This window comes from Pseudothermotoga hypogea DSM 11164 = NBRC 106472 (assembly GCF_000816145.1).
Lineage (GTDB): Bacteria > Thermotogota > Thermotogae > Thermotogales > DSM-5069 > Pseudothermotoga_A > Pseudothermotoga_A hypogea.
This window is the reverse complement of record NZ_CP007141.1, coordinates 1,250,621-1,269,597: the sequence shown is the minus strand read 5'-3', so window position 1 is coordinate 1,269,597 and position 18,977 is coordinate 1,250,621. Positions and strand designations below refer to the sequence as shown.

At 49.7% G+C, this 18,977-nt stretch carries 22 protein-coding genes and 1 pseudogene; 10 read left to right on the top strand and 13 right to left on the bottom strand.

What is annotated here, in order from left to right:
- Positions 1 to 12 precede the first annotated feature (12 nt).
- From AJ81_RS06280 to AJ81_RS06265, 4 genes are all read left to right on the top strand, one after another.
- A complete protein-coding gene (locus tag AJ81_RS06280; protein ID WP_031504615.1) occupies positions 13 to 660 on the top strand; it encodes a hypothetical protein in 648 nt (215 codons plus the stop codon).
- 147 nt (positions 661 to 807) lie between these two features.
- Positions 808 to 1,644, top strand: a complete 837-nt coding sequence (locus AJ81_RS06275) for a sulfide/dihydroorotate dehydrogenase-like FAD/NAD-binding protein (RefSeq protein WP_031504616.1) — start codon at positions 808 to 810, stop codon at positions 1,642 to 1,644.
- Positions 1,635 to 3,050: an NADPH-dependent glutamate synthase gene (gltA, locus tag AJ81_RS06270; RefSeq protein WP_031504618.1), complete on the top strand. Its 1,416-nt coding sequence runs from the start codon at positions 1,635 to 1,637 to the stop codon at positions 3,048 to 3,050. The genes AJ81_RS06275 and gltA overlap by 10 nt, the downstream gene beginning before the upstream one ends.
- 9 nt (positions 3,051 to 3,059) lie before the next feature.
- Positions 3,060 to 3,476 (top strand): hypothetical protein, encoded by a 417-nt coding sequence (locus AJ81_RS06265; RefSeq protein ID WP_031504619.1) that lies wholly within the window; start codon positions 3,060 to 3,062, stop codon positions 3,474 to 3,476.
- Positions 3,477 to 3,485: 9 nt separating this feature from the next.
- Here the strand turns inward: AJ81_RS06265 and AJ81_RS06260 are convergent, their stop codons facing one another.
- The 13 genes and pseudogenes from AJ81_RS06260 to AJ81_RS06200 form a co-directional block, all read right to left on the bottom strand.
- The gene (locus AJ81_RS06260) at positions 3,486 to 4,640 is read right to left on the bottom strand and encodes an amidohydrolase (protein WP_031504620.1); all 1,155 of its coding nucleotides are present in this window, start codon (positions 4,638 to 4,640) and stop codon (positions 3,486 to 3,488) included.
- Between the two features lie 46 nt (positions 4,641 to 4,686).
- Positions 4,687 to 5,514, bottom strand: coding sequence for a carbohydrate ABC transporter permease (locus AJ81_RS06255; protein ID WP_031504623.1), 828 nt, complete (start codon positions 5,512 to 5,514; stop codon positions 4,687 to 4,689).
- Positions 5,511 to 6,386 carry a carbohydrate ABC transporter permease gene (locus AJ81_RS06250; RefSeq protein WP_031504624.1) on the bottom strand — a complete coding sequence of 292 codons (876 nt, stop codon included), beginning with the start codon at positions 6,384 to 6,386 and terminating at the stop codon, positions 5,511 to 5,513. The genes AJ81_RS06255 and AJ81_RS06250 overlap by 4 nt, the downstream gene beginning before the upstream one ends.
- Positions 6,383 to 7,642: an ABC transporter substrate-binding protein gene (locus tag AJ81_RS06245; RefSeq protein WP_031504625.1), complete on the bottom strand. Its 1,260-nt coding sequence runs from the start codon at positions 7,640 to 7,642 to the stop codon at positions 6,383 to 6,385. Before AJ81_RS06245 ends, AJ81_RS06250 begins: the two co-directional genes overlap by 4 nt.
- Positions 7,643 to 7,733: 91 nt before the next feature.
- Positions 7,734 to 9,125, bottom strand: a complete 1,392-nt coding sequence (locus AJ81_RS06240; RefSeq protein WP_081708846.1) for a TRAP transporter large permease — start codon at positions 9,123 to 9,125, stop codon at positions 7,734 to 7,736.
- Entirely contained in the window at positions 9,122 to 9,613 is a 492-nt protein-coding gene (locus AJ81_RS06235) for a TRAP transporter small permease (RefSeq protein ID WP_051368729.1), read from the bottom strand. The genes AJ81_RS06240 and AJ81_RS06235 overlap by 4 nt, the downstream gene beginning before the upstream one ends.
- 48 nt (positions 9,614 to 9,661) lie before the next feature.
- Positions 9,662 to 10,612 carry a TRAP transporter substrate-binding protein gene (locus AJ81_RS06230; RefSeq protein WP_031504631.1) on the bottom strand — a complete coding sequence of 317 codons (951 nt, stop codon included), beginning with the start codon at positions 10,610 to 10,612 and terminating at the stop codon, positions 9,662 to 9,664.
- A gap of 12 nt (positions 10,613 to 10,624) precedes the next feature.
- Complete coding sequence (locus AJ81_RS06225) at positions 10,625 to 10,963, bottom strand: cupin domain-containing protein (protein ID WP_031504633.1); 339 nt, start codon at positions 10,961 to 10,963, stop codon at positions 10,625 to 10,627.
- Entirely contained in the window at positions 10,960 to 11,736 is a 777-nt protein-coding gene (kduD, locus tag AJ81_RS06220) for a 2-dehydro-3-deoxy-D-gluconate 5-dehydrogenase KduD (protein WP_031504634.1), read from the bottom strand. Before kduD ends, AJ81_RS06225 begins: the two co-directional genes overlap by 4 nt.
- Before the next feature lie 4 nt (positions 11,737 to 11,740).
- Positions 11,741 to 12,274, bottom strand: a pseudogene (locus AJ81_RS06215) (5-deoxy-glucuronate isomerase); the annotation flags it as partial.
- A gap of 36 nt (positions 12,275 to 12,310) precedes the next feature.
- The gene (locus tag AJ81_RS06210; RefSeq protein WP_031504637.1) at positions 12,311 to 13,579 is read right to left on the bottom strand and encodes an MFS transporter; all 1,269 of its coding nucleotides are present in this window, start codon (positions 13,577 to 13,579) and stop codon (positions 12,311 to 12,313) included.
- A gap of 86 nt (positions 13,580 to 13,665) precedes the next feature.
- Positions 13,666 to 13,896, bottom strand: coding sequence for a 5-deoxy-glucuronate isomerase (locus tag AJ81_RS06205; protein WP_031504639.1), 231 nt, complete (start codon positions 13,894 to 13,896; stop codon positions 13,666 to 13,668).
- 387 nt (positions 13,897 to 14,283) lie between these two features.
- Positions 14,284 to 14,883, bottom strand: coding sequence for a hypothetical protein (locus AJ81_RS06200; RefSeq protein WP_031504640.1), 600 nt, complete (start codon positions 14,881 to 14,883; stop codon positions 14,284 to 14,286).
- Between the two features lie 190 nt (positions 14,884 to 15,073).
- Between AJ81_RS06200 and AJ81_RS06195 the strand changes: the two genes are divergently transcribed.
- Genes AJ81_RS06195 through AJ81_RS06170 form a run of 6 tightly spaced genes read left to right on the top strand, consistent with a single transcriptional unit; the run spans position 15,074 to position 18,971 of the window.
- Positions 15,074 to 15,982 (top strand): GTP 3',8-cyclase MoaA, encoded by a 909-nt coding sequence (locus AJ81_RS06195; RefSeq protein WP_031504642.1) that lies wholly within the window; start codon positions 15,074 to 15,076, stop codon positions 15,980 to 15,982.
- Between the two features lie 3 nt (positions 15,983 to 15,985).
- Entirely contained in the window at positions 15,986 to 16,459 is a 474-nt protein-coding gene (gene moaC, locus AJ81_RS06190) for a cyclic pyranopterin monophosphate synthase MoaC (protein ID WP_031504644.1), read from the top strand.
- Entirely contained in the window at positions 16,443 to 16,901 is a 459-nt protein-coding gene (locus AJ81_RS06185; RefSeq protein ID WP_031504645.1) for an MOSC domain-containing protein, read from the top strand. Before moaC ends, AJ81_RS06185 begins: the two co-directional genes overlap by 17 nt.
- Positions 16,898 to 17,674, top strand: coding sequence for an ABC transporter substrate-binding protein (locus AJ81_RS06180; protein ID WP_031504647.1), 777 nt, complete (start codon positions 16,898 to 16,900; stop codon positions 17,672 to 17,674). The genes AJ81_RS06185 and AJ81_RS06180 overlap by 4 nt, the downstream gene beginning before the upstream one ends.
- The gene (locus tag AJ81_RS06175) at positions 17,671 to 18,312 is read left to right on the top strand and encodes an ABC transporter permease (protein WP_038059775.1); all 642 of its coding nucleotides are present in this window, start codon (positions 17,671 to 17,673) and stop codon (positions 18,310 to 18,312) included. Before AJ81_RS06180 ends, AJ81_RS06175 begins: the two co-directional genes overlap by 4 nt.
- Positions 18,309 to 18,971, top strand: coding sequence for an ABC transporter ATP-binding protein (locus AJ81_RS06170; protein ID WP_031504650.1), 663 nt, complete (start codon positions 18,309 to 18,311; stop codon positions 18,969 to 18,971). Before AJ81_RS06175 ends, AJ81_RS06170 begins: the two co-directional genes overlap by 4 nt.
- The last annotated feature ends 6 nt before the right edge of the window (positions 18,972 to 18,977 follow it).

Sequence of the window (18,977 nt, the reverse complement as noted above, 5' to 3'; positions counted from 1 at the left end):
GAGGTGCCAGCAATGCCCATCACGACAGGAACCGGGGGAAGAAAAAAAGGTGATTTTCTTACAAGCTTTCTGGTGTTTTTGTTGATCAGCGTGTTCATCTGTGGCTTCGCACTGTCCATAGTTTCATTCTTCTACTATCTCAACCAGAGGAAACAGAACGAAAAGAATCTCGCAGCTCTGTCCCAGAAGATAGACACTCTATCGAGCCGCATTTCGAAAATCGAGGAACTGCTCAAGGCAGGTACGGGTATAGAGAAAATCATAACCTCCGCGAACTATCTGTCGAATTTGTCCGTTGATCTCGAACGAATCCTTGAAGAAATGGTGGACGATCCCACCACAGGATACATAAGGCTATTCGTCATAGGTCAAGAAAACGTCTGGGTCACTTTCAGAAAGGGAAATGAAATTTACTTTTCAAGGGAACTGAAGCCCGGTTTGGCACCGTACAAGTTTTATTACTTCAAAGAACCATCCATACAGACTCAGTATTCAATAAAAATTCCGCGTGACTGCACGATCGTGATCGGGAAACCTGGAACTGTGTATTTCCTCGTTTATGGTGTTGGAACAACCAAACATCCCACAAAGGTCGTCATATGGAAAGAACCCCGGGTTGAAAACCTGGAGCGGGACTTTTCGCTCTACATACCAAGATAGACGGAGGGCCTGCTGGCGCAGACCCTCCGTCGTTTCTTGGTTCCATCCAAGGGGGGATAGGGGGGCTATCCAAGCAATATCCTAAACCAAACTTGTTACGGGGTTATGAAACGAAATAAACGCGGAGTTTAAAGGAGGAATGAAAACATGAACCTCATACGTGAAAAGCGTAAACTGGCACCGGGTGTGTACGAGTTCTGGATAGAAAATAATCACATAGTTAAATACGCACAACCTGGTCAGTTCGTCGTGATGAGATTGCACGAGAAGGCGGAACGTATCCCCATAACCATAGCGGGGAAGAAAGGTGATTGTTTCCGTGCCGTCGTCAGGGCGGTGGGCAAAAGCACCTACGAACTCTGCATGGTGAAAGAAGGCGATTCGATAATGGACATCGCAGGACCGCTCGGAAGACCCAGCGAGATAGATTTCTATGGGAACGTGATGCTCGTCGGAGGAGGTGTTGGCATCGCCACTCTTCTGCCCATTGCAGAGGCACTGAAAGCTCAGAATAACAGGCTTTACGTTGTGCTCGGTGGGCGCAGCAAGGAGTACGTGATAATGCTCGAGGAATTTTCGAAGCTCGCAGACCAGATGATCGTCACCACCGACGATGGTTCTTTCGGCATCAAGGGTGTCGTCACCGATGGTATGCAAATGTTTTTTGAGAGAGAAAAGATAGATATCGTTTGGGCTGTGGGACCAACGATCATGATGAAGTTCTGTAGCATGAAGGCGAAAGAACACGGCGTGAAGATCTGGGTGTCTCTGAACCCCATCATGGTAGATGGAACCGGCATGTGCGGTGCGTGTAGGGTCACCGTGGACGGAAAGATCAAGTTCGCCTGCGTGGACGGTCCAGAGTTCGAGGGAGAACTCGTCGATTGGGACGAGCTTTTGAAGAGATTGGCTCAGTACAGAGATGAGGAAGAGAGGAGCTTGAAACTCTTCATGGAAAGAGTGGGTGATCTGTCATGGCTGTGAAACCATTCCCAAAGAAAACACCGATGAGAGAACAAGAAGCGAAGGAAAGAATAAAAAACTTTTTCGAAGTTCCGTTTGGCTACAGCGAAGAAGAGGCAGTTCTGGAAGCTGGCAGATGCCTCCAGTGTCCCGCGAAGCCGTGCGTGAGTGGCTGTCCTGTGGGCATTGACATACCCGGGTTCATAAGGAAGATAAGGGAACGGAACTTCGCTGAAGCTGCGAAGATTTTGAAACTCTACAACAATTTACCCGCGATATGTGGAAGGGTTTGTCCTCAAGAAACACAGTGTGAAGAGAAGTGTGTGGTCGGTAGAATACCAGGTTCAGAACCAGTAGCCATAGGTAGGCTCGAGCGGTTCGCCGCCGACTGGGAGGCCGAACATTCCGTTCAGACGCAGATCGAGATCGCTCCAGCCAAACACAAGAAGGTGGCAGTGGTTGGCTCGGGTCCAGCGGGACTCACCGTGGCGGCGGATCTGGCGAAGCGAGGCTACGAAGTTCACATCTTCGAAACGCTTCACAAGCCCGGAGGAGTTCTGGTTTACGGAATACCCGAGTTCAGGCTTCCCAAATCCATCGTTGAGAGAGAAGTGAACTACGTCAAATCTCTGTCCGTTCAGATCTTTCTGAACATGCCGGTCGGAAGGGCGATACCGGTGAAGGACCTTCTGAGAGAGTACGACGCAATTTTCATAGGAGTCGGCGCCGGCACACCCAAGTTCATGGGGATCGAAGGGACGAACCTCAATGGTGTCTATTCGGCCAACGAATTTTTGACACGCGTCAATCTGATGAAAGCCTACCTTTTCCCGGAGTACGACACACCGGTGCGACGGGGAAAGAAAGTCATAGTGGTGGGTGGAGGAAACGTGGCGATGGACGCAGCAAGAAGCGCGCTCAGGCTTGGTGCTGAGAGCGTCACGGTGGTGTACAGAAGGACCGAACAGGAGATGCCTGCCCGCCGCGAGGAATACTTGCACGCAGTGGAAGAAGGCATAAAGTTCTACTGGCTCACGCAACCGATAAGGTACGTCGGGAACGAGAAGGGTGAAGTGGTTGGCGCTGAATGCATCTCGATGAGACTTGGTGAACCAGACGAATCTGGAAGGCGCCGTCCCATTCCGATAGAGGACAGCAGGTTCATCTTGGAGGCAGACACCGTGATAGAAGCCATAGGGACAGAGGCGAACAGGTTCCTCCTCAGTCAGTTCGATGGACTGAAATTGAATAAATACGGCTACATCATCGCCGATGAGAACACCTGCGCAACGAGCATGAGGAAGGTCTTTGCAGGTGGAGACATCGTCACCGGAGCGGCCACTGTGATCGAAGCGATGGGTGCTGGTAAAAGAGCTGCTGAATGGATCGACAAGTTCCTCTCTGGTGAATACGATCCATGGAAGTGAGGAGATCTTATGATAGTCTGCATTTTTGTCGAAAGTTCCGAGCATTTTAAGGAAAGAGTGAAAGATTGGTTCAAAGAGCGAAAGATGCAAGTGCGTTTTGTTGAGAGCGAAGCGAACGTGGACAAGTTGACCGAGCTGTTGTTCGAACACGCTCGAGACGATACGCAACTCGTGCTGGTTCTCGGGGGTGTGGATGTAAGGTCCAGAGCAGTTTCGAGTATAGCACTGAAGAGGATCGCCGATGAAAGAATATACACTTTGGAAACGTACCTGTGCGAGTACATCGCAGAGAACTGTCCGGAGTGCTTGCTCACTTCACCGACCGTTGGTCTGAGAAACCGAACCATCATGATTTCGTTGCCCGACCACGAAGTGATCTTCAAACTTCTGAGTTTGATACTCAGCACTTTAGAAAGAGGCGGCTGAGCCGCCTCTTCATTTACTGTAGACGAGCTCACCTTCGATGTAAACCTTCTCCACAACGGACTTCATGTCGAACGGATGTCCCGACCAGACGACTAAATCTGCGTCCTTGCCGGGTTCTATCGAACCGAGTCTGTCTTGTAAGCCAAGGATCGTGGCGGGGTTTATGGTGAGCATCTTCAAAAGATCCTCTTCTTTCACACCATAGCGCATCGCGGCCGCCGCCTGGACCGATGCGAACTCGAGTGGTATCACTGGATGATCGCACATCAGAGCCACGAGTACTCCCTTCTCAACGAGTATTTTCAGAGCTTCCATGGTCATCTGCCTGAGTTCCAGCTTCGTGGCGAACGTCATGAGCGGACCAGCCACGACAGGTATCTTCTTACTCGCAAGTATGTCCGCAACTTTGTAGCCCTCTGTGCAGTGTTCTAAGACGATCTTCAGGTTGAACTCCTCGGCGAGTCTGACCGCCGTCAGGATATCGTCGACACGGTGCGCGTGTATCCTTGCAGGAAGTTCACGCTTCAAAAGTTTCTCTCCTACTTCGTGCTTGGGATCTCTCTCCAAGAAGGGTTTTCCCTCCTTCAGCGCCTGCTCTTTCTTCTTCATGTAATCTTCCGACTTGAGCAGGAACGTTCTTATGACTGCCGCCGTTCCCATTCTCGTCGTCGGCATCATCTTCTTCTCAGAGTAGACCCTCTTTGGGTTTTCCCCGAGCGCCATCTTCACCCCTGCGGGATTCACCAGGCACATATCAAGCGCAGTTTTACCTTTGAATTTTGCTATGAATCCCACACCACCCACGGGATTTCCGCTCCCCATAACAACGAAGGCGGTCGTGACGCCACCGGAGAGCGCCTTTTTGATCGATTCGTCCTCAGGGTAGAAAGCATCGATCGCCTGAAGGTGTGCCGTGATGGGATCTGTCATTTCGTTTCCTTCGCTCTCGGTCGGTCCCAGACCTTCTGGGTAAAGCCCGATGTGTGCGTGTGCATCTACGAAGCCCGGAACCAGGAACTTGCCTTTCAGATCGATCACTTCCATGGACTTCGATGGCTTGATCTGGCCGATTTTCTTGATCTTCCCATCCTCCACGAGCACGTCCCCGACGAAAGGTTTTGAAGTTATCGGTAATACCGTTGCGCCCTTGAAGAGAAGCTTCATTCGTCCACCTCCAATTGTTCGCTCTGCTCACTTTATGATAACACGTTCAGGCCTTGATCGCGCCTTGAGTCAAGCCTTCGACGATGTACTTCTGAGCGAGCGAAAAGACCACGATCGTCGGCAAAAGCGCCACGATTATGCCTGCGGCCATCACGTTCCACTGTATTCCGGCTTTCGAAACAAACGAATACAGCGCCACGGGTACGGTCATCTTGCTGTCCGTGTGCAAAAACAAAACTGCCGTGAAGACCTCGTTCCAGCTGTTGACGAAGCAAAAACTGAATATGGAACCCACACCGGGAAGCAAAAGTGGAATCACCACCCTGAAGAGCGCCTGAAATCTGTTGCAGCCATCTATCAGGGCGGCCTCTTCGATCGTTCGAGGCAAGTTCTTCAAAAATGCCCTCGCCATGATCGTGCCGAACGCAGAACCGAAGCCTGTATAAATGATGATCACGGACGTCAGCGTGTTCGTGAGTTTGAGCCTTGAAAACATTGTGAACTGGGGTATCATGATCAGATACGTGGGTAGCATCTGAACGAAGAATAGAACGAGGATCAAAAAAGTTCTGAGCTTGAATCTCTCGCGCGTCAGTACGTAACCTGCCATGAGCGAGAAGAAGGTGGAGAATCCAGCCGAAACCGTTGCCACGACGAAGGAGTTCTTGAAATACATGTTGAACCTGGCAAAGCTGAAAAGATATCTGTACGCTTCGAAAGTCGCTCTCGAAGGAAGATACTTCACGGGAAACGTGTAAACCTCCGTGGCGGGCTTTATCGAAGTGAGGAATATCCAAATCAAAGGAAAGAGCGCCACAACGAGAAATATCCCAAGTCCAATCGCCCTCAGGATACCGATCGCTCTCTTCTTCACAGTTCGAACTCACCCCGTTCGAGCAACGTGAGATAGATCACGGCGAAGATCGTTAAGATAGCGGTTATGATCATGCCAAGTGCGGAGGCCAGCCCGAAGTTGTTCCTGTAATAGACGATGTTTATCATCTGAACGGACAAAATGTTCGTTGCCCCAGCGGGGCCCCCACGCGTCATTCCGTAGATGATGTCTGGAAAGTTCATCACCCAGATGATTCTCAGAAGGACGGTGCTGTAGATGGTCGGACGAATGTAAGGCAACGTTACAGAGAACAGTTTTCTAAAGAAACCTGCACCATCGATCTGCGCAGCCTCGTACAGCTCGCTGGGAATCGACTGGATCGCCGCGAGCAACATGATGGCGAAGAACGGAATACCGTACCAAACGTTCACCAAGATGACCGAGAACATCGCGAACCTCTCGTCCGAGAGAAACCCTATGGGTGTTTTTAACAGGCCAAGCCTTATGAGAACATCGTTCACGATGCCGAATTGACCGTTCAAGAGCCAAGACCAGAGCAGACCTATGGCAAAGCCAGAGAGCGCCCACGGGTAGAAGACCAATCCCATGTACAATCCTCTACCGAAGAAGGGTTTTGCCAAGAGCAACGCCAAGATGAGTCCGAAGAGGAACTGGAACGCCACCGAACAGGCGATCCAGACGAACGTGTTCCAGAGCAGGCGTGGAAAAGCAGGATCGTTCAAAATCGTCCTGTAGTTGTTCCAGCCAACGAAGCGCGGGTTGTTCAGGTTGAAAACGGTGAGCCTTTGAAATGAAATTACCCCCCCGCGGACGAGGGGGTAAAGGTTCACGAAGAAGACGAGCGCAAAAGTTGGAACGAGCATCAGTATCCAGAATTTGGATCTCTTCACTTCTTCCCAAGACCCGCCTTTTTCCAGAAGTCCGCCCAAGTCTTCAAAGCGTCTTCTGGCTTCATCTTGCCCAGAAGCACCTGTTGCATCGTCGTCTCGTGCAGTTCGTTCCATTCGCTCCAAGCTTCGTTGTCAAGCGGATACTTGGTGAATTGATAGTGCTCCTCATCCTCGAACATCGCAGTCCAGCCATAGAAGGTTTCACTCTTGAAGTAAGGATCGATCTCATAAACTCTCATGTCCACGGGCAGCGCACCGTAGTCTCTACACCAGTACGCGTTGATCTCTGGTGAGTTGAAGAATTCTAAGAACTTCCAAGCCAAATCTTTGTGCTTCGAATAGCTCGTGATGCCCCATCCGGCGAAGCCGATCGTTGGGTAAGCCTTTCCACCACGACCGATCGGCAGTGGCGCGGTCTTGTAAGTTCCTTCCTTCATGATTTCGTTGAGCAAACCAACCGTGTCTGGATCTTGGAAGAGATAGGGAGTGATTCCAGAAGCGAAGGCGTTCACCTGCTCGTCGAATCCCCAGTTGATCGAGTCTTTTGGAGCCGTTTTGAACAGCTCGATGTAGAACTTGATTCCTTCCAGAGCCCTGGGATCTTCGAAAATGAGTTTTCCATCTTTCTTGAGGTACATGCAGTTCGGATCTATATCGTCGAAGAAGGATGTCATCACAATGTCGATGAATGCCGTCGGATAACCTTTGCCTCTGAAGTCGAAACCGTACTGGCCGACCTCGGGTTTGGTCAGATTTCGACAATGCTCCAAAAGCTCGTCCATCGTCTTGGCAGGTGGTGTGATGCCGTACTTGGTTATCACGTCTGGCCTGTAGAACAACGTTTTGACGTAGATGGCGTTCGGCAGAAGGTAAGCCGTTCCTTTATAAGTTCTTGCGGCCTCCAGAACACCCGGAACCAAATGCTTGGTGAGCTCGGACTTGGCGAGGTAAGGTTCAAGAGACAGGAGCTTTCCCATGCTCGCGAGCGCACTCAAGGACCAATCGCCGACCTCGACTATGTCGAGGGGTTCCTCAGCACTGACCATGAGGTAGATCTTTTGATACGCCGTTTCGTAAGGTGGAGAGATGAGCTCGATCTTCACACCGGGATTTTGCGCTTCGAACTTCGAGATGATGTCCTCGAGCACCTTCGTCCTCAGAGGACTTGTGAACACCTGAATCATGCGGAGCGTCACTTGCTCTGAGAACACCAGTACAGAAAGGAGAACGACCAAAATGAGGATCAACTTTCTCACAGTTCCACCTCCCAAGAGTTATTCTACACAAATGTGGTGAGCATGGATCGGCACGAAACTCGTTTGCCAAACCTTCACTCAGACTCGACCTTCAACGAGCGAACCTGCCGCCCAAGAACATCGTGAACCACGGTACATAAGTGACCAGCAACAGGATTGCGATCATCACGGCGTAGAACGGTATGGACGCCTTGGCGACCCTTTCCATCGTGCTCTTTCCGATGGCGCATCCGACGAAGAGCGTGGTGCCAACTGGCGGTGTACACAAACCTATACCGAGATTTATCATCATCACTATCCCGAACTGCACTGGGGACATTCCCAGCGATTTCACCAGAGGCAAAAGGATCGGTGTGGTTATGAGTATGAGTGGAGCCATGTCCATGATCATACCCAAGAAGAGGAGCATCAGGTTTATCAGCAGCAAGAGCACGTACTTGTTCGTAGAGATGCTCGTCAGCGCGCTCGCAACCAACGCCGGCACTTTCAAATACGCCAGCAGGTAACCGAACGCGGAGGAGCTCGCTATGATGAACAAAACCATCGCGATGACCACCGCAGTGTTTTGAAAGGTCCTCAGTAGCTTCTTCAAATTCATGGTCTTGTACACGAAGGTCGTTATGACTATCGCGTAAACGGCTGCGACGACTGAAGCTTCCGTCGCCGTGAACACGCCGAATATGATACCTGCTATGATGATGACACCGACCAACAATCCCAGAATCGAGTCTCTCGTTATGATCAGTGCCTCCTTGAAACTCATCTTGCCAGCCACCGGATAGTTCCTCTTTCTCGAAATGATGTACGCAACGATCATCTGTGCTACGCCGACCATGATGCCTGGAATGTAACCAGCCATGAAGAGCGCTCCAACCGAAACTCCGCCTGCCACGAGTGAATATATGATCATGTTGTGACTGGGTGGAATGATGATACCCAACGTAGAGGAGGTGATCGTCACGGCAATGGAAAAGTCCCTGTCGTATCCTTGGTCGACCATCATCGGGATCAAGAAGGCGCCGATGGAAGATGTGTCCGCCACGGAAGAACCGCTCACGCCACCGAAGAACATGCTCGCAAGTATATTCACCATTGCAAGTCCGCCGCGCACTCTACCGACCAGGATGTTTGAAAACTCCACTATCTTCTGTGCGATCCCACCTTCCGCCATGACCTGACCGGCCAGTATGAAGAACGGAATGGCTATCAAAGAAAACGCGTTTATGCCGGCGCCCATCCTCTGGAAGATCACCATCGTTGGAAGGTTCAAATAGATCGACGTGAGAAAGGCTGGAATGCTCAAACAGAAGGCTATCGGCACTCTGAGCATCATCAACAACACGAACGATGTGAACAGTACGATCCTTCCACCCTCCTCGCGGGAAAAACCCTGAACGATGGGAAGTTTGAACATGAAAGCGAGGAGCACTCCCAAAAGAAAGATGATGAAAGCGCCGAAGATGTATGAGAAAAACTTCTTCATCGTTTTCTCCCTTCTTTCAAGGATGCGATCTGTTCAAGGATCTTGAGAAAAGCACACATGACTACCAGAACACCACAAACGGCGATTGGTACGTACATCCATGCGACCGATATACCCGTCGCGGCGAGTCGATTGGGTAGCCTTTGAACCATCATCACGGTGTAGCGAGTCATCTGAACTCCAAAGTAACCGATTAACACCATGATCGCGATCTCAACGAATCTTTGAATTTTCTTTGGAAAGACCGACATGAACACTTCAACACGCACGTGTATGTCGTTCTTCAAACCGATACCGGCACCGAGCATGGCGATCCATATCATGGTCACGAGGGCGATCTCTTCGGTCCATTTCGGCGGCTTGTTGAAGAAATACCTCGCTATCACTTGATAGAACACGATCACGACCATGAACGCAACGCCAGCGATGGAGAAACCAACCACGGCGTTCTCGACCCACCTGAGGATCTTCTCAAGAACCTTCCTCAACGTGCTCACCCCGAAAGGCTGGGCGCAGGGCGCGCCCAGCGAGGAGAATCATTTGACTTCCTGGATTCTCTTGATCAAATCTTTGTACTGTGGGAACTTGTCGTAAACCGATTGAGCTGCTTTCTGGAAGGCGGTGATGTCCGGCTGGAATATCTTCGCTCCACCTTTCTGAACTTCCTCCAAAGCCTTGAGCTCCATCTGCTTCCACAGGTATTTCTCGTACTGCGCAGAGGCTATGGCTGCCGTCTTGAAGATGAGCTTTTCTTCGGGAGTCAGCTTGTCCCAGAACGCTTTGGAGATGAGCAGGATCTCAGGAATTCGCGTGTGTGCGTCGAGACAGTAGTACGGTGCGACCTCGAAGTGTCTGGTCGTGTAATAAGACGGTGGGTTGTTCTCGGCACCGTCCACGACACCAGTCTGAAGAGCGGTGTAAACCTCAGCGAAGGCCATGGGAACACCCGTCGCACCGAGCGCTTGCATCAGCGCCACCATGACCTCGTTCATCTGGACCCTGATCTTCATACCCTTCAGATCCTCTGGTTTCTGAACAGGTCTTCTGGTGTAGAAGCTCCTCGCACCCGCATCGTAATAGCAAAGCCCGACCAAACCGATCTTTTCAACGCCTTTGAGCAGTTCTTCACCGATGGGCCCTTCGAGCACTTTCCAGAAATGATCTTCGTCCCTGAACAGATACGGCATCGTGAAGACTCCGATGGGATCGTAGAACATCTGCAACGGTGCAACGGAGACGCGTGTCATCTGGATCGCGTTCATGATCGTCTGCTCAATCGTTTCTTTTTCGTCTCCCAGCTGTCCGCTCGTGTACACTTCGATCTTGTACTTTCCGTTCGTCATGACTTCGATGATCCTACCCATCATCTTGACGGCTTCCACAGTTGGATAACCATGCGGGTGCACATCCGAGGATTTGATCACGATTGGCGCAGCAAAGCTCATAACCATTAAAGAGGCCAACAAGATCACCAGAAACCTCTTCATACAAACACCTCCTCACAAAGAGTGTGGTACATAATCTTCCCTTATCGGAGTGAAAACATCCAGCAGAACACCATCCGTGAGCGCCTCGACTTGGTGTTTCACGTTGCTTGGCACGTAGATCGCTGAACCTGCCTTCATGTGGTACTTCTCTTCCCCAACGCTGTACATGAATTCACCCTCTACCACGTAGCTGATCTGTTCGTGAGGATGGCTGTGAAGATCTCCCACACAACCTTTTTTGAAACTCACCTGCGTCATCATCAACTTTCCAGACCACACCAGAACTTTCATTTCTATGCCTTCCTTGACCTTCTTCGGAACCACTTCGTGTGCGTTCACGAACGTTCTCATCTGCTCAACCAACCTCCGTCCACAACGATTACGGAACCAGTCACATAGTTGGAAGCTTCGCTCGCCAGGAAGACCACAGCACCTTTGAGGTCTTCCGGCAAACCCCACCTGCCCATGGGTATCCTCGAGAGTATTTCGTTGTATCTTTTCTCGTCCTTTCTGAGCGCCTCGGTGTTGTCGGTGACCATGTAACCGGGAGCGATCGCGTTCACGTTGATATTGTACCTCGCAAGCTCGTTCGCGAGCAGTCTTGTCAAACCAAGTATACCGTGTTTCGAAACGGTGTACGCCGCGGTGTAAATACCACCCTGAAAAGAAAGCATGGAAGCGATGTTGATGATCTTACCTTTCTTTTGATTTTCGATCAAATACCTCGCGAACTTCTGAGAGAGAAGAAAAACCGATTTCAGGTTCACATCCATAACTTCGTCCCAGTCCTTCTCGCTGTACTCGATCACGGGGGCCCGCCTTATTACGCCCGCGTTGTTGATAAGTATGTCCACCGTGCCGAACTCCTTCACGGCTACATCGACGATCGCTCCAACTTTGTCCAGCTCTCTCAGATCGAGTTCGATTCCAACATATTTTCTACCCAGAGATTCGACAGCCTTCTTTGTCTCTTCTTGTTGCTCAGTCGACCTGCTCACGCCGACGATGTCCGCACCTGCTTCGGCCAAGCCTATCGCCATCGCTTGACCAAGCCCTCTCGATGCGCCCGTGACGATTGCGACTTTTCCATTCAAAGAGAAACTCTCCAGAACACCCAACACCATCACCTCACACAGAGAGGTTGTCCTCGATGTTTTTGATCATCTTCGTTGCTTGATCTATGAACCTCATCTCTGGATCGACGTAAGGTATTTGAACTCTCTCCTCACCCGCCAAGAACCAAAGATAATAGACCGTGAATCCAGGCGCCGCAACGACCGTGTGGTACCCCTTTGGAATGAGGTGCAGTGTGTCGTCCTTTATGACACCAGCAAAATCTATGGCTCCATCGTCGCTGTAGTGGCGAGCCAAGCCCCAACCCTTGGGATGATCGACCCTGTAGTAGTAGATCTCTTCGAGGAAAACTTCTTCGGGTGGGTTGTGCCTTTCGTGTCTGTGCGGCGGATAGGTGGACCAGTTGCCTGAGGGTGTGAAGGTTTCACCCACCATCAATTTCACTGCTGGGTGCTTCTCATCCACGGCTATTTGATGGAAAACCCTCGAGTAGTTCGAGATACCCCACTTGCCACTGTTCACTTGAGAAGGAGTTATCAGATATGGTTCTATCGCCGCAGTTCCATGAATGAGAGCCTTAGCTAATGCGACCTCACAGCCGAAATCGAGCGCCTGTTCACCTGATTAATCAATGTACTTGCCCTTTGTCTCCCTCCCAAAGGTCAAGATGATGATTCCTGTCAGTATTGCTATCGCAGAAATCCAGGCAAGAGTTTCTGTGATACTTTTCCCCTTTTCCATCATGAAACTAGTGTAATATGGTGCTATTACTCCCGCTATTCTTGCCCACACACCCGCTGTTCCATTTCCAGTACCTCTGATGGGAGTAGGATAAAGCTCAGGCGTGTAGGCATAGACCAGTCCCCATACACCAAGACAAAAGAACGAAAGGATCATCGCAGAGACAAGGAGAGATGTTCCACTTTGCACGTTGGCCCAGAGCAAAGCTGCAAGACCCGTTCCTATAAAATAGACAGCAAGAGAAGGCTTTCTGCCCCATTTATCAATAAAATAGGCTGCTGAAAGGTATCCAGGCAGTTGTGCTACCATCATATAGAAGGTAAACCAAGTAGAAGTTATAACGTCTACACCCTGAGAAGAAAATATCCGGGGTGCCCACGTGAAGAGTGCGTAGTAGATAAAGCTTACGGCAAACCAAGAGATCCATATAACAATAGTGTCCTTTAGGTGCTCTTTTCCTAAAATGGAAAACAATGGTACTTTCACTTTCTTTGGGGCTTCTATATTTTCCTCTATCTTAACCCCTAGAACTTTTTCCAGCGCTTTTTTCCCACCTCTCAAAAGAGCATATCTTGGGGTCTCAGGGATCAACAGAAGGACAGGGGTAAAGATGTAACCAGTACCGAAGATCCAAAAGATCCATCTCCAGTCAGGGAGAACGAGGACGGCGAATAATCCTATAAGGATGCTGCCAACCGCCCAGCTAGCTTCTAAAAGAACAAGGTATCTTCCCCTCAGAGAAATACTGGTGAATTCAGAGAGATATGCGTTGAAAGAAGGCATTAGTCCCCCATATCCGAACCCAGACAGAAACCGAAGGATCATGAGCGCGGAAGCAGATTTAGAGAAACCCGAAAGAAAGGTAAAAGTGACCGTAATCATAAAAAAGAATAAATTTGAAGTTTTTCTTCCAACCAGATCTGCTACGAACCCGACAGAAAGAGCACCAAGTAACATTCCCATGAAAGTGGAACTCGCTATTGTGGCTCCCTGAGTGGGACTAAGGTTCCAGTCTTTGATCACAAAAGGTAGCACAAATGAGAGAAGCATAACACCGGCTGCATCGAACATCCAGGCTATTGAAGTAAGAATCAGGAGCTTTCTCTGAAAGCCCTTGCTTACGTACTTTTCAACAGCTTCGTCTATTCTCATCTCAAGTTTCACCCCTTCCTCTTAAAGAGCCTTTATTTCTCACGACTTCCTCGCTAGGGGCTTCCATGGTGTGAAGATATTGAGGTTTACAAACTCAAAAATCTCTTCTTCCGCTCACCGATCTTTTCAAAAACTTTGTCTCTCACCTTCACAGTGCATTTTCCACCCAACACGACGAGAAAGATCTCAAAATCTTCGCTGCTTGAAGTATGGCGCCGTCCAGAAGGAAGAACGAGTCTTTCGAAACCCAAATACTTCATGCCGTTCGCAGGCGGTTCACTCACGAAATGCTCAATATCCCTTATCTTGATGAACATCGCATCACCCAAAAGCAATTTTACCGAATGTTTCAACTGTTTTTCAAGAAAAAGGTCGTTGGACTTTATATGAATGGTGTATAAACATTAACCAAAAGAAAATCGCGCGAGCTCTTGGAAGGCCACGCGACTCATCTACGTACAGATTCAAATCCTGTGCCGAACGAGATAATGAAAGATCACGAATTCAAAACTCTTTGCACTTACCCAACTATCTGAACTCACCGACACACTGGACAAGAAGTCGTGGTGAACTTCCACACAGGCCCTTCAGTTTTGCCACCTTTGTCATCCTCGGCAACGATTTTCCAAACATAGTCGACGTCGAATCGGCCAAGTTGCTATCCAACCTCGCGGTGTGACCCGTTGAGGTGCAAAGAGACTCCGTTAAGGAGAGTCAGAGTAGAAAGCCCTGATCTCTGGCAAGATTCTGAAGAGGTTCGCTATGTCTTGTGCGGTGAACCTCTCGATCGTTCCCACCGCGACGAAGAGGTTTCCAGCCATTCCGTTCGGTGGAAAGTAGGCCACCAAGTAATACCTGCCCGTCTCGGATAACGCTATCCTCTCGCTCAAATGGATCCAAGAGTGCGTGTTCGTGAACGGTTCGTAGAAGGCCCTGGGCGGACCGGTTGGCTCGAAGACGATGGCTCCAAGCTCAGCGCGAACTTCGAACGGCAAGTCGGACCTAACGGGCAAACCCGGACCCAAAAGAACGGCGATAGGCCTCATCGTCTCATACCTGATGGTCTTCGGTGTGCCCAGATCTAATTTCAAGACCTCTCCTTTCTCACCTTCGAAGGTCAACCAGACGAAACTGTTGTCGTTGTTCAGAATCTTGTACAAAACTTGCGATATCGCGATGTTTTTGACTGGTATCGCGCACGAAATGCATGAACCGGGCAATTCTGAAACTATAGGCGCGTGGGAGTAGCCTGTCAATGGTAAGGATATCAGAAGAAACAGAAGCCCACGAAGAACTATCTTCATCAGCTTTTCCCTCCTATCATTTTAGGCTGTACAAGAATGTTAGCGTTACAAAAATTATCTTGTTCAACACGATCTTACCACACCACGATGCTTCGATCTTCGTTCGCTTGACACCAATTTTGCGTCACACCAATCTTGTTCATGTCTTGAGACATCTTAACGAGGGAGCCGAGTTATAATAGCTTTTGGTATGCGCGACTCTCATGGAAGGAACATAAACTATCTCAGACTTTCGATCACGAACAGGTGCAATTTCGACTGTTTCTTCTGTTCCTCGAACAGCTCTCTTGTGCATGAAATCACTTTGCAGGAGCTTCGAATTCTTTCCGAGCTTTTCTCACAGCTGGGAATAGAGTACGTGAGACTCACAGGTGGTGAACCCACACTCAGAGAGGACCTCCCCGAAATAATAGAACTGTTCTCGAAACGCTTTCGTGTCTTGATCACGACCAACGGTTCACGTTTGAAAGATTTCGCAAAGCTCTTCAAAAGGTACAACGTGCACGTGAATTTGTCACTCCACAGTCTCAACGACGAGACTTTCCACAAGATCACACAGGCGAAGCTGAAAGACGTTCTGGACGGTTTGAAAAACGCTATGAAAGAAGGACTCAACGTCAAGCTCAACTGCGTCGTGAGCGAGTACAACGTTGATGAAATCCCAGAATTGGTTCGTTTCGCTGGTGAGCTTAAAGTGCCCATCAGGTTCATCGAGCTCATGCCCGTGGGTAAAAACAACAAGGCCGTACCATTCAAGGAAATCTTGGATCGTCTGAAAGATTTTGATCTCAAACCCGTTGATGTCAAACTCGGTTTCGGCCCGGCGAGCTACTACGTCACAAAGGATGGCAACTACGTCGGAATCATCGCCGCCCTGAGCAAGAACTTCTGTGACAGTTGCAACAAGATCAGACTCAGCAGCGATGCGAAACTTTATCCTTGCCTCGGTTCGAACTTCCACATCGATCTGAGGGCGATCATGAACCGTTCGAGCGAAGAAATTCTGAAGGTCATGAAACAAACCATAGAGACCAAACCTTTGAAGCACAGAATGGATGAGACGCCTGTTTCAAACAACATGAGAGAGCTTGGAGGCTGAGTGATGTCAGAATTCTCTCATCTGGACGAACAAGGTAACGCGAGGATGGTTGACGTCTCTCAAAAGCAAGACACCGAAAGGACCGCGATCGCGCAGGCGAAGGTACGCATGAAGCCAGAGACGCTGAAGGCGATCTTGGAAGGTTTTGTCCAGAAAGGCGATGTACTCACCACTGCAAAAATCGCCGCGATCATGGCCGCGAAGAGAACGTCCGAGCTCATCCCTCTGTGTCACAACATAAACCTTTCGCACGTGGATGTGGAGTTCGAATCAGACATCGATAACGGAATCTTGACCATAAGAAGTAGCGTCAAGTGCGTTGGAAAAACCGGTGTCGAGATGGAGGCGCTCGTTGCCGCGTCGATCGCCGCGCTCACCATCTATGACATGTGCAAGTCCGTCGAGCGAGGAATGGTCATTGAAGAGATCTGTTTGCTGTACAAGGCAGGTGGAAAGTCCGGTGAATGGAAAAGATGAACTCACCGCGATCGTGCTCTCTGTGAACGTGTCCAAGGTGAAGGGTGTGAAGAAGGTCCCTCAAGGAGAGATAGTCTTGGTTGAAAACCATGGAGTACTTGGCGATGCGCACGCTGGCGATTGGCACAGACAAGTCTCCATGCTCTCGAAAAGCAGCATAGACAAAGCCAGGAGCTGGGGAATAGACGTTTCTTTTGGAGACTTTGCAGAGAACATAACGATCGACGGCGTGGACGTGTGGAAGTTGCCCATTGGAACGAAGGTCTACATAAACGACGCGATACTCGAAGTCACCCAGATAGGTAAAGAATGCCACGATCGTTGCGCTGTGGCGAAGATGGTTGGAAAGTGCGTCATGCCCATCGAAGGTATCTTTCTCAAAGTTCTGAAGGGTGGAACTGTGAAACCCAACGACAAGGTGGTGTTCGTCCTTCCCAGATGAGAAGTTCTCTGATCTTTTTCTTGCTTCTGTCTGCCACGTTGCTTTCCAGACAGCTGATCATCGCAACGACCACGAGTCTGTATGAAACCGGTTTACTCGATCTTCTCAAGGCTCATTTCGAGAAAAGATACCCCATCCATGTTGTCTTCGCACCTGTAGGCAGCGGCATGGCCTTGACGATGGGCAAGCGTGGTGATGCGGACCTACTCTTGGTGCACTCACCATCGGACGAGGAGCAGTTCATGAAAGATGGTTTTGGTTTGAAAAGAGTGAGTTTCATGTACAACGACTTCGTCGTCGTTGGACCGAAGGAATGGCAGGAGAGAGAATTCGCAGACGCTCTCTCTTTCATGAGACACATATACGAGAATCGTCTGCCCTTTGTCTCGAGATCCGATAACTCTGGAACGCACAGAAAAGAACAGGAACTTTGGAAGAGCATCGGCGTTGTACCAGAAGGAAAATGGTACCACATGGCGGGCACGGGTATGGCTCAAACGCTTTTGATCGCGAACGAACTGAGGGCGTTCTGTCTCACAGACAGGGCGAGTTTCGAAATGTTGAAAAATAGACTGAACATGAAAATCTGTTGTGAGGACGCCGAGCTTTTGAGGAACGTCTACAGCGCGATCTTGGTCAATCCCAAAAACGGAAAGAGAGTGAACCACGAAGATGCGAAAAAGTTCTTCGAATTCCTCTTCGAAGATTCCACGCTCAAGTTGATCGAAAACTATTCCGTGAACGGCGTGAAGCTCTTCAGAGTGTTCAGATGAGCGAACTCGTCGAGATCTCACTCAGGTCCATCTACGTCAATTGCCTTGCGACGTTCATAGCTTCCTCGATAGGCGTACCGCTGGCGCTCCTTCTGGATGTCGCAAGACCCCGCTTCAGAGGCGGTATCATACTCATCTTTCAAACCCTCGTTGGAATTCCACCCGTTTTGGTTGGCCTGATCCTCTGGCTTCTGTTTTCCAGAAGCGGCCCACTCGGCGCACTCAATCTTCTCTTCACCACGACTGCGATGATCGTTGCTCAAGTTCTCATCGCCCTACCGATCATCATCACGATGAGTCATTCGCACTTTGTAAGGGTGGACGACAAAATCAAGTTGCTGGTGCTGACACTCGGTGCGAACAAACTCCAACTCATGGGAGCCATCCTGAGAGAATCTCTCTCTGGCGTTCTTTCTGCGATCCTCACGGCCTTCGGAAGGATCGCGGGTGAAGTGGGAGCGGTCATGATCGTGGGAGGAAACATCCTTGGAAGAACACGCGTTCTGACGACATCCATCGTGCTATACACGAACACGGGTCAGTTCGAGAAGGCCATCTTGGCTGGAGTGATCTTGCTCTGTATCGCTTTCACGGTGAACTTCGTTGCAAATCTGCTCTCGAAGAGGTCCAAAACATGAGCGTGTACAGTGTGGAACAACTCAAATTCAGCTACGATAAGAGATTCACGCTTTTCGTGGAAAGCTTCGAAATGAATGAAAAATGCGTCGGCCTCGTTGGACCATCCGGCAGTGGAAAGACAACATTACTTTTGAATCTCGCGTTTCTCTTGAAAGGAAAGTGGAAGAAGTTCGAATTCTTGGGCCAAAACGTCACCGAGGCAAACTTCGAACGACTCAGACGTCACGTGACGTATGTCGCACAGCATCCAGTTCTTCTGAGAAGAACGGTCTTCGAAAACGTCGCTTACCCCATGGCCTTGAGAGGAACTTCGAGGGAGGAAATCACAGAACGAGTTGAGAAAATCACAGAACTGTTCGATCTGAAAGATCTTTTGAACAAGAAACCCTGGCAACTCTCAGGCGGTCAAGCCAAGAGGGTTTGTCTTGCGAGGGCCTTCGTCTTCGAACCAAAGGTGATCCTTCTGGACGAACCTACGGCAGATCTCGACGAAAAGGGCAGAGAGATTTTGAACAATGTGCTGAAGGTTTTCTCGGATCGAACCAGTTTCATCATCGTTTCTCACGAGATAGACTGGCTCGAGAGCGTGTGCGAAAAGATCTACACAATGAACGACGGTGCTCTGAAGGAATACAGAGCAAAGGTTAAGAAAAATTAATTGGAG

Excerpts from the sequence above, each read along its gene's own strand:
- AJ81_RS06280 (WP_031504615.1), top strand. The coding sequence starts at position 13 with ATGCCCATCACGACAGGAACCGGGGGAAGAAAAAAAGGTGATTTTCTT.
- AJ81_RS06275 (WP_031504616.1), top strand. The coding sequence starts at position 808 with ATGAACCTCATACGTGAAAAGCGTAAACTGGCACCGGGTGTGTACGAG.
- gltA (WP_031504618.1), top strand. The coding sequence starts at position 1,635 with ATGGCTGTGAAACCATTCCCAAAGAAAACACCGATGAGAGAACAAGAA.
- AJ81_RS06265 (WP_031504619.1), top strand. The coding sequence starts at position 3,060 with ATGATAGTCTGCATTTTTGTCGAAAGTTCCGAGCATTTTAAGGAAAGA.
- AJ81_RS06260 (WP_031504620.1), bottom strand. The coding sequence starts at position 4,640 with ATGAAGCTTCTCTTCAAGGGCGCAACGGTATTACCGATAACTTCAAAA.
- AJ81_RS06240 (WP_081708846.1), bottom strand. The coding sequence starts at position 9,125 with ATGAAGAAGTTTTTCTCATACATCTTCGGCGCTTTCATCATCTTTCTT.
- AJ81_RS06230 (WP_031504631.1), bottom strand. The coding sequence starts at position 10,612 with ATGAAGAGGTTTCTGGTGATCTTGTTGGCCTCTTTAATGGTTATGAGC.
- AJ81_RS06225 (WP_031504633.1), bottom strand. The coding sequence starts at position 10,963 with ATGAGAACGTTCGTGAACGCACACGAAGTGGTTCCGAAGAAGGTCAAG.
- kduD (WP_031504634.1), bottom strand. The coding sequence starts at position 11,736 with ATGGTGTTGGGTGTTCTGGAGAGTTTCTCTTTGAATGGAAAAGTCGCA.
- AJ81_RS06210 (WP_031504637.1), bottom strand. The coding sequence starts at position 13,579 with ATGAGAATAGACGAAGCTGTTGAAAAGTACGTAAGCAAGGGCTTTCAG.
- AJ81_RS06205 (WP_031504639.1), bottom strand. The coding sequence starts at position 13,896 with ATGTTCATCAAGATAAGGGATATTGAGCATTTCGTGAGTGAACCGCCT.
- AJ81_RS06200 (WP_031504640.1), bottom strand. The coding sequence starts at position 14,883 with ATGAAGATAGTTCTTCGTGGGCTTCTGTTTCTTCTGATATCCTTACCA.
- AJ81_RS06195 (WP_031504642.1), top strand. The coding sequence starts at position 15,074 with ATGCGCGACTCTCATGGAAGGAACATAAACTATCTCAGACTTTCGATC.
- moaC (WP_031504644.1), top strand. The coding sequence starts at position 15,986 with ATGTCAGAATTCTCTCATCTGGACGAACAAGGTAACGCGAGGATGGTT.
- AJ81_RS06180 (WP_031504647.1), top strand. The coding sequence starts at position 16,898 with ATGAGAAGTTCTCTGATCTTTTTCTTGCTTCTGTCTGCCACGTTGCTT.
- AJ81_RS06175 (WP_038059775.1), top strand. The coding sequence starts at position 17,671 with ATGAGCGAACTCGTCGAGATCTCACTCAGGTCCATCTACGTCAATTGC.
- AJ81_RS06170 (WP_031504650.1), top strand. The coding sequence starts at position 18,309 with ATGAGCGTGTACAGTGTGGAACAACTCAAATTCAGCTACGATAAGAGA.